Origin of the sequence: Naumannella halotolerans (genome assembly GCF_004364645.1) — a bacterium.
GTDB lineage: Bacteria > Actinomycetota > Actinomycetes > Propionibacteriales > Propionibacteriaceae > Naumannella > Naumannella halotolerans.
The window spans coordinates 989570-1002473 of record NZ_SOAW01000001.1 but is presented as its reverse complement, the minus strand read 5'-3'; the positions used below and the strand labels follow the sequence as shown (position 1 = coordinate 1002473).

Genomic DNA, 12904 nt, shown 5'->3' with positions numbered 1-12904 from the left:
TTCGCCGTCCCTACCGGTCATCCAGAGCTCGGAGCACGCCAGCCGAGGTGGCCCGCTTTCCCCTCGGGCAGGTCCGCCGGTCGCGGGCCGGCCCACCCCAGCGCACACCACCGATCCCATCCGGAATGTCACCGCAGCCGCCCCGCTGGGTGGACCCGGAAACTCAGCCCAGGGCCATGACCAATGCCTCGGCCGGATCCTCGGCCACCAGCAGCTGTCGCCGGGTCTGTTCGCCGAGGAACTCCGAACGCTCGAAGTGCTGCACCAGCTCCAGCAGCGGCTGCCAGAAACCGTTGTCGTCGAGCAGCACGATCCGGCTGTCGAGGAACCCGAGGTTCACCCAACTCCAGATCTCGACCAGTTCCTCCAGGGTCCCTGCCCCACCGGGCAGGCAGATGAACCCGTCGGCGCGCGAGGCCATGATCTTCTTCCGCTCGTGCATCCCGTCGGTGACGATCAGCTCGGTCAGATCGGGCCGGGCCCACTCCTTCTCGATCATGGACTCCGGGATCACACCGACGACGTGCCCGCCGTGGTCCAGTGCGCCGTCGGAGACCGCACCCATCAGTCCGGTGCCGCCGGCCCCGAAGACCAGCGTCCCCGGCCCCTGGGCGATCAACCGCCCCAGCTCGTAGGCAGTCTTCGCCCAACGATCATCGATCCCGGCGGCGGCACCGGCGAAGACGGTGATCGAGCCGGCCCTGCGGACCTGTCCAGCTGCGTTCGACATGGCCGCACCCTAGACCCGGCCGGATGGTGCCGGTGGTCGTCGCAATCAACTTGTGACCCGGCAGCCGGCCGAAGACCGGCACGACTTGGGCGTGCATGTCGGGGCACAGGCATTTGCGGTCGTTATTCGGCCATCGCTGCCGTATGTGGCAGCAGTGACCGAATGACGAATGTTTCTGCCGATTCCACCGCGGCCTGTGGGCCGTCCGTGCGCTGCCGTCAGTTGTCTGTCCTGGCCAGCTGGTCCACCGCGACCCAGGAGCGATCGCGGGCGCTGTCCTCGACCGACTGCAGCACCCGCTGCACACCGAGGGCATCGGCAAAGGTGGGCCGAGGGTTCTCACCCGCCGCGATCCCGTTCAACAGGTCCAGCGCCTGGTGGGTGAAACCGTGCTGATAACCCAGCGCATGTCCCGGCGGCCACCACCCCGACAGGTACCGATGGCTGGGTTCGGTGACATCGATCCGGCGGAACCCCGCGCGGTCACCCTCGGAGGTGTCCTGCAGTTGCAGCACATTCAGGTCCTCCAGGTCGAAGGAGATCGCCCCCAGTTCGCCGCTGATCTCCAGCCGGAGTGAGTTCTTCCGCCCGGTCGCCATCCGGGTGGCGGTGAAGTTGCCCACTGCCCCGCCCTGGAAGCGGGTGAGGAAAGCCGCCGTGTCGTCGACGGTCACCTCCTGCGCCACCCCCTCCGCATCGGTACGGGTGGCCACCGCGGTGTCCAGCAACCCGGAGACCTCGGTGATCAACTCCCCACTGACGAACTGCGCCAGGTCGATCGCATGCGCCCCGATGTCACCCAGCGCACCCGAACCGGCCAGTTCCCGGTCCGAGCGCCAGGTGAACGGCGCGGCCGAATCCACCAGCCAGTCCTGCAGGTACTCCGCGCGGATCAACCTGATCGTGCCGAGCTTGCCCTCGGCGACGATCTGTCGGGCCAACTGCACCGCCGGCACCCGACGGTAGGTGAATCCGACCATGGCGATCTGACCGCGTGCCGCGGCGCGTTCGGCCGCGGCGGCCATCCGCTCGGCCTCGGCGACGGTGTTCGCCATCGGTTTCTCCACCAGCACATGCCGACCTGCCTCGAGTGCGGCGATGGCGATCTCGGCGTGGGTGTCACCCGGGGTGCAGATGTCGACCAGACCGATCCCGTCGTCGGACAACAGGTCTTGCCAATCGGTGGTCACCCCACCCCAGCCGAAGTGATCGGCCAGCTCCTGGGCACCGGCACGGTTGCGTCCGGCGACAGTACGCAACTGCGGCCACAGTGGAGGGGAGAAGAACTCCCGTGCCCCGAGCCACCCCTGGGAGTGGGCCCGGCCCATGAAGGCGTACCCGACCATGCCGATGCCGAGCGACCCCGACACTGTGGCTTGCGGACTCGAATGCTGCATCGATGAACTCTCCCACATTCACCACCCGACGACCGCTGCACTCCACCAGTTCGGCACTGCCGTCGGGCAGCGCTCAGAGATGCTCGGTGAGGAAACGGCGGATGGCCCGGGTGAGCTGCACCCGGGACGAGATCCGGCGATAGTTGTGCCCCTCCCCTGCCAGCTCGAGGTATTCCACGACCCGACCGCGCTCGCGCAGGGCATCCACGAACTGCATCGCCTCACCGATCGGCACATTGGTGTCCAGCTCGCCGTGCACGACCAGCACCGGCGCCACGACGTGGTCGATCGAGGTCATCGGCGAGATCCGCGCAAGCAGGTCGGCGTCGAGCTCCGGATCGCCGTACTTCGACTTCGCCGCCTCGGCGATCCACGGCTCGCTGTCGCGGTAGAAGGTACGCAGGTCGGTCATCCCGCAGATGTTCACCCCGGCCGCGAAGGCGTCGGGATGGAACGCGACCATCGCTGCGGTGAGGTAACCGCCGTAGGACCGCCCGGTGACCGCAATCCGCTCGGGCGCGGCCAGGCCCTGGTCGACCAGGAACTGGCGACAGGTCAGGACGTCACCGAAGGCGTCGAATCGCTTCTGCTTGTCGTCGGCATGGACGAAGTGCCGGCCGAAACCGGACGAGCCACGGATGTTCGGGGCGAACACCGTGATTCCGGCGCTGGCCAGCGCCTGATGCTGCGGGGAGAATCCCGGACGTTCCTGGGCTTCGGGCCCACCGTGCAGCGACAACATCGCCGGTGCGCTCCGGTCCGCCCCCGGTGCCCGGTAGAGCCAGCCGCTGAGCATCAACCCGTCCTCGGCCGGGAACTGTTCGAGGGTGGGGATGATCAACTCGATGTCCGGCATCGGAGTCAGCGCGGTCACCGGCTGCCAGCGCAGTACGCGGGTGTCGAAGCACCAGATCCGCCTCGGCGCGGTCGGACCGTCGACACAGCACAGGATCCGGGTGCCGTCGCGGCTGAGCACGACCCCCGAGATCACCATGCTCGGGCTGCCGGGACTGCTCGGTACGTCCGGCACGATCAGCTGCTCGCCGGTGTGGGAGTCGAGCAACTCGATCTCGGAGTCGCCTCCGTCGAGGTTCCAGGTCAGCACCAGCAGCCGCCCTTGATCATCGGCGTCGACCGACTCCAGTTCGGCATCCGGACGGGCCGCGACCACCCGCTCGGCGCTGCGCCAACCGTGGGGCCCGATCGCCATCGCCACCAACTGGCGCCGCGGCGCGCCCATGTCGGTCACCAGGTAGACCGTCATCGGCCCCGCCTCATCCGGCGGCGAGGGACGGATCATCGCCTTCTCGGTGCTCCCCACCTCCCGATGCGGCAGCAACGGGATCGTGGTGTCGGCCATCCGATCGACCAGGGCGCAGTACTGCTCACCGCGCCGGCCGTCGAGGATCACCACGAAACGCTCCTCCACCGACAGGTCGAGGACATGGATCAGGTCGGCGCCGGCCAGCAGCTCGCGCTCACCGTCGACCGGGTTCACCAGATAGGACTGACCCTGCCAGCCGGGTTCGGCCGAGGGGATGGTGACCACCAGCCGTTGTCCGCTGCGGGCCCAGGGGCCGAGCTCGGCGTGCACCTGCCGCGAGCCCGCGACACAACGGGCGTCACTCCCGTCCGGCCGGACGACCCAGACCTGTGTACGTACACCGCCGTCGGTGGCCACCGCCACCGACAGCCAGGAGCGGTCGGCCGACCACTGGACGTCGACCACCGGATCCTCGGACAGATGGATCCGCTGCGCGGCTCCCCCGGCCACATCCTGCACCCACACGGCAGGGGAACCGTCCCGGTCGCTGATGAAGGCGACCCGGGAGGCGTCCGGGGTCATCGTCGGGCACCAGCTCCCCCACGCCTGCTCCAGGGCGAGGGCCGGATCCGGTGCCAGGTCCGCGTCGCTGCGGGTGTCGATCAAGGGATTCAGCTCAACCAATCGAATGCTCCTGCAACCACATCTCCAACAATGCCAACTGCCACAGGGCATTGCCGTCCAGTTCGGTCCGATGATCATTGGGCGCTGCCAGCCACTGATCCACCACGGAGCGATCGAACAGATCACGGTCCCGGGCGGCCTGGGCATTCAGTGCGTCACTCACTCGGTCCAGGTACGGGCCCGACAGCTGCCGGATCGCCGGCACCGGGAAGTAGCCCTTCGTCCGATCGATCACCGCATCCGGGATGTGCCCGCGGGCGCCCCGCTTCAGCACCCCCTTGCCACCGTCGGCGAGCTTCAACTCCGGCGGGATCTTGCCGCAGAACTCGACGAACTCGTGGTCGAGGAACGGCACCCGTGCCTCCAGGCCCCAGTCCATGGTCATCGTGTCGACCCGCTTGACCGGGTCGTCGACCAACATCACGGTGGTGTCGTTGCGCAATGCGGCATCGACCGCGGTCTCGGCCCCGGGTACGGCGAAACGCTGCTCGGTGAAGGCCATCGGAGCGTCATGATCGGGAAGCCACTGCCGATTGACGATCTTGGTCAGCGAATCCCATCGCCGGTCGAAGAAGTGATCGGCATAGACCTCGGCGGCCTCGGATCGCGGTACGCCGGCCAGAGGCGGGTACCAGGAGTAGCCGCCGAGGACCTCATCGGCACCCTGGCCGGACTGGACGACCTTGATCGTCTTCGACACCTCCTGGCTGAGCAGGTGGAAGGCGACGCAGTCATGGCTGACCATCGGCTCGCTCATCGCCCGTACCGCGGCATCGATTCCCGGCAGCAGCCGCGAGGACTCGATCGGGATCCGATGGTGGTCGGTGCCGAAATGCTCGGCGACCAGTCCGGAGTACTCGAACTCGTCGCCGGACTCACCACCGGCGGATTCGAAGCCGATGCTGTAGGTCGCCAGTCCCGATTGCCCCGCCTCGGCCAGCAGGCCGACGATCAGGCTGGAGTCGACACCGCCGGAGAGCAGCACTCCGACCGGCACGTCGGCCACCATCCGCCGCTTGACCGCGGTCCGCAGCTTGTCGATCAGCGCCTCCGACCAGTCGGCCTGGCTCCAGCCCGCCAGTTCGGCATCGCGCTCGAACCGGGGCTCCCAGTAGACCCACTCCCGAGAGCTGCCGTCGGCCTCGATCACCCGGACGGTCGCCGGAGGCAGCTTTCGGATGCCCTTCAGGATGGTCCGCGGCGCGGGCACCACCGCATGCCAGCTCATGTAGTACGACAGCGCCACCGGGTCGATCGTGGTGTCCACACCGCCGGCGGCCAGCAGCGCGGGTACGGTCGAGGCGACCCGGAGCATTCCCGGACGCTCGTCGAGGTACATCGGCTTGATACCGAGCCGGTCACGGGCGAGGATCGTGCGCCCGCTGTCGAGCTCGACGATCACCAGCGAGAACATGCCGATCAGGTGGTCGACAAAATCGGTGCCCCACTGCTTGTAGGCCTTGGCGATCACCTCGGTGTCGGAGATCGAGAAGAAGCTGTGGCCCAGCTTGCCCAGCTCGTCCCGCAGCTCGTGGTGGTTGTAGATGCAGCCGTTGAAGACCACGCTCAATCCCAGCGCGGGCTCGACCAGCGGCTGGGCGCCGGCGGTGGAGAGATCGATGATGGCCAGCCGCCGGTGCCCCAGCCCGACCCGCTCCCGTACCCACAGCCCGGAGCCGTCGGGCCCCCGGTGGACCTGACAGGCGGTCATCGCGGCGAGCGCGCCGACATCTGCCTGCGTCCCGTCGAACCTGATCTCAGCCGCGATCCCGCACACCGTTCCACCCACTCCTTCGACCGCACAGCTGTCGGTCCTCGACGCGGACCCGAAGCCAGCCGGTCCGTTGAACCACCCTAGTGCCCGCTTCCGGACCACGCGGTCGAGTCGGGATGATCACTCACCCCGACCCCGGGCCGCTCAGTACGGGTACGGTGCAGGAGCAGCGGAACTGTAGGCGCTCGGCCCGGTCAGACGCCGGTAGAAATGCCCCATGGCGAGCATGGACAAGGGAGCCGTGACCAGCATGCCGACGCCACACAGCAGGCTGCCGGCAGCGGCGATCAACCCGCCCAGCAGCAGCATGATGATCGTCTGCCCGACATTGCGCATCGCCAGCTGCGCACTGGCCTTGATCGCATCGATGGCGCCCAGATCGCGGTCGACGACGAAGTAGGTGGCATAGGCGAGGAAGAAGCTGAGGACGATCGGCCCGATGACGGTGAAGTACAGCACCCCCATGGCCACCGCCAGCAACAGGCTGAGGATCAGCAGTTGACCGAGCTGGTGCGGTTTGAAGAAGTCGCCGAAGCTGACCGGTTGCTGATCCACCAGCTTCAGCACGCCCTTGGTGATCGCCCCCTGCATCACGACGCTGACCAGCACCACGACCAACACGAAGATGGCCACCGAGAGCAGCATCGCGACGATCCCGCCGCCGGACATCTCGCCGGTGTTGGGGTCGATGCCGACGGCCAGGGACCCGATCAGCGGGAGGTAGGCGAGCACGCTGACGGCGCCGATGATCAGGCTCCAGACGACGAAGGCGCCGACCAGGACGCCCCAGTGATGTTTGAACAGCTGCCAGGCCACCGACAGCGACTGGGTGAACTCCGGTGCAGCATTGGCGTACGGCTGGCCGACCGCGGGAACCGGCTGCTGACCATAACCGGGCTGCTGACCGTACCCGGGCTGCTCCTGCCCCTCGGGGCGGTTGGAGTCCTCGGGGCTGGGCCCGTTCGGTGGCTGGCTCATCGACGATGTCCTTCCCTTGACGCTCAGAGATGTACCGGGCAGCAGTATGCCCCGAGGGCGGTCCGCAAAGACATGCCCACTACCGGTGGAACCGAACCGGCCCCCGCCCGTTCGGGATGCTCAGAGGTCGGAGACCTGCAGCAGGCTCTTCACCGCCCGGCGCTCGTCCATCGCCCGATAGGCCTCGGACACCTCGCTCAGCGGGACCTGCAGGTCGAACACCCGCCCGGGGTCGATCACGTCATTGACCACCTTGTCCACCAGTTGCGGCAGGTACGCCCGCGCCGGCGCGACACCCCCGGCGATCTGGATGTTGCGGGCGAACATCGTCGGCACGGGCAGCTCCACGCCGTGCGGAACCCCGACGTAGCCGATCGCGCCACCGGCCCGGACAATCGCCAGGGCGGTGTCCATCGACTGCTTGGTGCCCACGCATTCCAGCACCGAATCCGCCCCGACCCCGTTGGTCAGTTCCGCGATCACTGCCTCCCCCTCGGCACCGCGCCGGTCGACGATCTCGGTCGCACCGAACTGGCGTGCCAGCTCCTGGCGGGCAGGGTTGCGGGACATCACGATGATCCGGTGGGCGCCCATCGACGCCGCGGCCAGGACCCCGCACAGGCCTACCGCCCCGTCACCGACGACTACCACGACCGAGCCGGGCTCGACCTTCGCGCTGATCGCCGCATGCCAGCCCGTACCCATCACATCGGCCAGGGTCAGCAGACTCGGCAGATGCTCCGGGTCGTACTCGGTGACCTTCACCAGGGTTCCCTCGGCCAGCGGCACGCGTACCGCTTCGCCCTGTCCGCCGTCGACGGGTTCACCGTCGCGATCGAGTGCACCGTAGTGCCCGCCATTGCGGCAGGCGGACTGGACACCGAAACGGCACTCCGGGCAGGTGTTGTCCGACCAGGTGAAAGGAGAGATGACGAGTTCGCCCTTGCGCAACGAGCGCACGTCGTCGCCGACCTCGGTGATCACGCCGAGGAACTCATGGCCGACCTGCGTGGGAGCGGTGACCTCGGTCTCGCCGCGGTAGCGCCACAGATCGGAACCGCAGACCGCGGCGTTGACCACGCTCACGATCACATCGGTTCCTCGCCGGATCGTCGGGTCGGGGACCTCGGCCAGCTCGACCGCACCCCCGGGATTCATGATCGTCGCCTTCATGATCCGAAGCCTAACGGGGTCGCCGACGGGCCCACGACCGCTGCCGAGCCCGTCCGGAATAGACCGCACCCGATGGGCGTTCGAGTGATCGGAGCCGTCGCCGACGGCACCGATGTCGAAGGAGGCACGCAATGGATTTCCGCTGGTTCAACTACCGCCGCGCCTTGGATGCCTTCGAGCTGAAGGACTACCGGACCGCTGCCCGTCTGCTCGAGGAGATCGTCGCCGAGCACCCCGATGCGATCGAGCCCCGGCTGCTGCTCGCCCGCTCCTACTACCACTCCGCCTCGCTGCAGCCGGCCGTGGATCAGCTCCGGGTGATCGTCGAGGCCGATCCGACCGAGACCTACGCGCGGTTGCTGCTGGCCCGCACGCTGGAGCGGCAGTCCAAGCACGAGGAGGCCGCCCCGCACCGCAAGCTGGTGGCCGCACTGACCGGTGACGACTCGTTGCTGCAGCATCACCGCCCCGGCCAGTGAGCGCACCCCGAACGCCGCCCGTCGGTCGCGTTCGCGGCCACCGAGGCCCCCGTCCCGATGGGGACGGGGGCCTCGCCTTTTCCACCCCGCTCAGGTGACGGACCTGATACCCATCGGGCGGCTGTCCGGCCCTACGCTGAGTAGTACCGGCAGGCGTACCGCGCCTCGGTGAGGATCACCCGACCGAAAGGCGAACGCGATGACCGAAGTCACCTCTGCGCCCACTGGCCACGACGCCACGAAGACCCCGACCGCGCAGCAGCAGTGGCCGATCGATCTGGCGAAGCTCGAGGGATACCGGGTGATCGACGTCGACGACGACGATCCGGTCCTGCTCGATGCCCAGGGCCGTCCGGTCGAGACCTGGCGCGAGGGGTACCCGTACCCGGAGAAGCTGGACCGCGATGTCTACGACCTGGACAAGCGGTTGCTGCAGATCGAACTGCTGAAGCTGCAGAAGTGGATCAAGCGCACCGATCGTGAACTGGTGATCATCTTCGAAGGCCGTGATGCCGCCGGCAAGGGTGGCACGATCAAGCGATTCACCGAGCACCTGAATCCCCGCGGGGCCCGGGTGGTGGCGTTGGAGAAGCCCACCGAACGCGAACTCACCCAGTGGTACTTCCAGCGCTACGTCTCCCACCTGCCGGCAGCCGGCGAGATCGTGATGTTCGACCGTTCCTGGTACAACCGCGCCGGGGTCGAACGGGTGATGGGGTTCTGCACCGATCGGCAGTACGAGCGATTCATGGACGACGCCCCGGAGTTCGAGCGCCTACTGACCCGTTCCGACATCGATCTGGTGAAGTTCTGGTTCTCGGTCTCCCAGGCCGAGCAGCGGACCAGGTTCGCGATCCGCCAGGTCGACCCGGTCCGGCAGTGGAAACTCTCGCCGACCGATCTGGCCTCACTCGACAAATGGGATGCCTACACCGAGGCGAAGGAGAACATGTTCGCCCGGACCGACAAACCCGACGCCCCGTGGACGGTGGTGAAGTCGAACGACAAGAAGCGCGCCCGCCTGGAGGCGATGCGTCACGTCCTGTCGCTTTATGACTACGACAACAAGGACACCGAGGTCGTCGGTACGCCGGACCATCTGATCGTCGGGCCCGCCGCGGAGATCTTCCGCGACGACGCCCGCGACTGAGCGGCGAGTCCTTTCCTCCCAGGCTTGGGTACAGCGATCAGCCGATCAGCGGTTCCAGGTCGGTGGCCAACGACGGGGGTGCCGCCAGCACCATCCGCGCGCCCGGCGGCTCCCCCTGCAGCCCGGTCACCCTTGCCCCGGCCTCGGCGGCGATCAGGGCACCGGCGGCGAAGTCCCACGGATTCAGATTCGCCTCGAAGTAGGCATCCACCCGTCCGGCGGCCACGGCGCACAGGGCAAGTGCTGCGCTGCCGATCCGCCGGATGTCGCGTACCCGGGGCAGCAGTTCGGCGACGATCCTGCCCTGCCGGGCGCGCTCGGCCGCCGCGTACCCGAAACCGGTCTCGACCAGACTGTGTTCGAGATCGGGTACGCCGGTGATCCTCAGGCGTTCCGGGCCGAGGTGGGCCCCGCGGCCGGACGCAGCCCAGAAGGTCTCGCCCAGCACGGGTGCGACCACGCAACCGGCGACCGCACGCCACCGGCCCGGTTCCGGTGGGCCCTCGACCACAGCCACCGAGGTGCACCAGTGCGGCAGCCCGTAGAGGAAGTTCACGGTGCCGTCGATCGGGTCGACCAGCCAGGTGTAGCCACTCGTCCCGGGCTCGGCTCCCGACTCCTCCCCGTAGAAGCCGTCGTCGGGGCGGGCCTGGGCGATCCGGCTGCGGATCAGCTGTTCCACATCGCGATCGACCTGGGTCACCACATCGACCGAGGTCGACTTGCTGGCGACCACCTCGACGCCGTCGCCGCGACCGGCCAGGGCAGCACCGGCGGCCTCGGTTGCGATCTCGCGGACGAGGGTGGCCAGGAAGTCGGTGTCCGTCATGGAACTCACGCTAGCGAGGACCCACCGGGCCCGTTCGCTCAGCCGACCAGGTCACGGTGCAGCCGGCTGGGGAACCGGACCCGGTAGCGGGTGTCCCCCACCCAGGTGGCCACCTCCTCGGCGCGCGCCTCGACCTGCGCCCGGCGGCTCGTCGGTACGTCGTCGAACCAGTGCAACCGGATCTCCCGGTCCTCACGCTGGGCCCAGGTGCCGACCACCCGGCCGTCGACCCAGATCGTCGGGGCGGCATTGCCCGCCCGGTCGAAGGCATCGGTCGCTGCCCGCTCGGACAGGTACCAGCCACGATGTTTCCACCCCATGGTGGTGGGATCCAGCGTCGGCAGCAGCGCCACCCACGGTTCGACCGCGACCTCACCGAGGTCGTCGGCCGCCAGCCAGCCCGGTCCCTCGTTCAGTCGGACCGGTAGCGCACCGGCGTCGGCCAATGCCTGCCGGGTGAGGGTCTTGGTCCATCCCATCCACCACTGCAGATCGTCGGTGGTCGCCGGGCCGAACTGGCGCAACCAGGCCGCGGCGAGTTCGGCGGCCGACTCGGCCAGCGGGGGCCCGGTCAGTGCGGTACCGATCACGTCCTCGGTCGGCAGCCAGGCGAACTCGCTGGTGTGCCAGCCACCGATCGGGGTGGTCCGGGCCAACACACCTTCGAAGCCGAGCAGGGTCATCAACCGGGTGTGCGCGCTCTGTCTGGCCTCCCACTTGGTGCCCGGCGCCAGCCTCAGGGTGAGATTCAGCCGGGGCAACCGTGACCCGATGGCCCGGGAGTTCAGTGGGCCCTCCGAACGCAGCAGTTCCAGGACCTCGATCCGGGCCCGGTCGATCCACTGTTCGGGATCGTCCACCCCGGCGTTGGCCAGTGCGGTGATCATGGTCCGGCGTTCGGTCGCGGCCACCTTCCGCCCGGCCGCCTCGTGCATCCGGGCCATGGTCGGGGTCCGGGCCACCCAGATGGTTCGACGCATCGCATGGTGGCGCAGGAGCTCACCGGTGCCCAGGTGCTCGGTGACCGCATCCGGTCGAGGGGTACGCATCCGCGCCCAGGTCGACAGGTGCACCGTCGGCGGATCGGTCGCATGCAATGCCAGCAGACCGTCGGTGATCAGCAACACATCGTCGCTACGGCGCTCCGGCGACAGCCGGTGCCGATCGGCCAGCCGCGCACGCCGCTGCTCGTCGCTGATGATCATGTCCGCCATGGCGTCAGTGTGCCGGGCCCAGCGGACAGTTCCTGTCCGGGTTCGGACGGACAGTCCGTGGGTCCGGGGTCAGGCTGCCAGCAGTCGCTCGATGTCGGGGCGGATGTCTGCCGGATCGACGGTCGGGGCGTACCGCTTCACCACCGCACCACCGCGGTCGATCAGGAACTTGGTGAAGTTCCACTTGATCGCACCACCGAGGATCCCCGAACGTTCCGACTTCAACCACCGGTACAGCGGATGGGCGTGCTCGCCGTTCACGTCGATCTTGGCGAACATCGGGAAGGACACCGCATAGGAGGTCTCGCAGAACTGCGCGATCTCGGCCTCGGTTCCCGGCTCCTGGTGACCGAACTGGTCACAGGGAAAGCCGAGGACGACGAAACCGCGATCGGCGTAGTCGGTCTGCAACTGCTGCAACGGCCCGTACTGCGAGGTGAACCCGCATTGGGAGGCGGTGTTCACCACCAGCACCACCTCGCCCGCATAGTCGGCGAGCTGCTTCGGCGTACCGTCGATCGCGGTGGCGGTGAAATCACTCAGGCTGGTCATCCCGGGGCCTCACTCGAAGGGGGTAGGGTCACCCGCACCGTAACGGGCGATCACCACCTCGTCACCGGACAGGTCGACGACGGTGGTCGGCTCCACACCACAATCGCCCGAATCCAGGATCGCATCCAGCGAGTTGCCGATCTCCTCGTTGATCACCCACCCCTCGGTCAGCGGCTCCGAGGCCCCGGGCAGCAACAAGGTGCTGGACAGCAGCGGCTCGCCCAGTGCCTCGACCAGTGCCAGCGCGGTGGTGTGGATGGGGATCCGTACCCCGACGGTCCGCTTCTTCGGGTGCAGCATCGCCCGCGGCACCTCACGGGTCGCGGGCAGGATGAACGTGTACGGCCCCGGGGTCGCCGCCTTCACCGCCCGGAACACCGCATTGTCCAACTGCACGAACTGGCCCAACTGGGCGAAGTCCTTGCAGACCAGGGTGAAGTGATGCTTGGAGTCGAGCTGGCGGATCGTCCGGATCCGGTCCAGGGCCTCGGCATTGCCGAGCTTGCAGCCGAAGGCGAAACAGGAGTCCGTCGGATAGGCCACCAGACCACCGTCCTCGATGATCTGCACGACCTGTTGGATCGAACGCGGTTGGGGATTGTCCGGGTGCACATCGAAGTACCTCGCCATGTCCGGAGTGTAGCCACCGATGACGGTACGAGCGGAGATGCCTAGGCTGG

Annotated in this window: 12 protein-coding genes; 2 read left to right on the top strand and 10 right to left on the bottom strand. The window is 68.0% G+C overall.

What is annotated here, in order from left to right:
• Window positions 1-163: 163 nt before the first annotated feature.
• The 6 genes from CLV29_RS04695 to CLV29_RS04670 all read right to left on the bottom strand — a co-directional run bounded on the left by CLV29_RS04695 (window position 164) and on the right by CLV29_RS04670 (window position 8000).
• Window positions 164-730, bottom strand: coding sequence for an LOG family protein (locus CLV29_RS04695; protein WP_133753865.1), 567 nt, complete (start codon window positions 728-730; stop codon window positions 164-166).
• Window positions 731-948: 218 nt separating this feature from the next.
• Window positions 949-2127 (bottom strand): Gfo/Idh/MocA family protein, encoded by a 1179-nt coding sequence (locus CLV29_RS04690; RefSeq protein WP_208292752.1) that lies wholly within the window; start codon window positions 2125-2127, stop codon window positions 949-951.
• Window positions 2128-2200: 73 nt separating this feature from the next.
• Entirely contained in the window at window positions 2201-4075 is a 1875-nt protein-coding gene (locus tag CLV29_RS04685; protein WP_208292751.1) for a S9 family peptidase, read from the bottom strand.
• Window positions 4068-5864, bottom strand: a complete 1797-nt coding sequence (locus tag CLV29_RS04680) for an N-acetylglutaminylglutamine amidotransferase (RefSeq protein WP_243831722.1) — start codon at window positions 5862-5864, stop codon at window positions 4068-4070. The genes CLV29_RS04685 and CLV29_RS04680 overlap by 8 nt, the downstream gene beginning before the upstream one ends.
• A gap of 129 nt (window positions 5865-5993) precedes the next feature.
• Window positions 5994-6827, bottom strand: a complete 834-nt coding sequence (locus tag CLV29_RS04675; RefSeq protein ID WP_133753864.1) for a DUF2189 domain-containing protein — start codon at window positions 6825-6827, stop codon at window positions 5994-5996.
• A 120-nt stretch (window positions 6828-6947) separates the two neighbouring features.
• A complete protein-coding gene (locus CLV29_RS04670; RefSeq protein WP_133753863.1) occupies window positions 6948-8000 on the bottom strand; it encodes a zinc-binding dehydrogenase in 1053 nt (350 codons plus the stop codon).
• A 131-nt stretch (window positions 8001-8131) separates the two neighbouring features.
• Between CLV29_RS04670 and CLV29_RS04665 the strand changes: the two genes are divergently transcribed.
• Both CLV29_RS04665 and ppk2 read left to right on the top strand, forming a co-directional pair.
• The gene (locus CLV29_RS04665; protein WP_133753862.1) at window positions 8132-8479 is read left to right on the top strand and encodes a tetratricopeptide repeat protein; all 348 of its coding nucleotides are present in this window, start codon (window positions 8132-8134) and stop codon (window positions 8477-8479) included.
• 199 nt (window positions 8480-8678) lie between these two features.
• A complete protein-coding gene (ppk2, locus tag CLV29_RS04660; protein WP_133753861.1) occupies window positions 8679-9629 on the top strand; it encodes a polyphosphate kinase 2 in 951 nt (316 codons plus the stop codon).
• Between the two features lie 37 nt (window positions 9630-9666).
• On the opposite strand, the gene CLV29_RS04655 is transcribed toward ppk2, so the two are convergent.
• The 4 genes from CLV29_RS04655 to CLV29_RS04640 form a co-directional block, all read right to left on the bottom strand.
• Window positions 9667-10458: an inositol monophosphatase family protein gene (locus CLV29_RS04655; RefSeq protein ID WP_133753860.1), complete on the bottom strand. Its 792-nt coding sequence runs from the start codon at window positions 10456-10458 to the stop codon at window positions 9667-9669.
• A gap of 38 nt (window positions 10459-10496) precedes the next feature.
• Window positions 10497-11672, bottom strand: coding sequence for a winged helix DNA-binding domain-containing protein (locus CLV29_RS04650; protein WP_133753859.1), 1176 nt, complete (start codon window positions 11670-11672; stop codon window positions 10497-10499).
• Between the two features lie 69 nt (window positions 11673-11741).
• Entirely contained in the window at window positions 11742-12224 is a 483-nt protein-coding gene (locus tag CLV29_RS04645; RefSeq protein ID WP_133753858.1) for a glutathione peroxidase, read from the bottom strand.
• Window positions 12225-12233: 9 nt separating this feature from the next.
• Complete coding sequence (locus CLV29_RS04640) at window positions 12234-12854, bottom strand: L-threonylcarbamoyladenylate synthase (protein ID WP_133753857.1); 621 nt, start codon at window positions 12852-12854, stop codon at window positions 12234-12236.
• Window positions 12855-12904 lie beyond the last annotated feature (50 nt).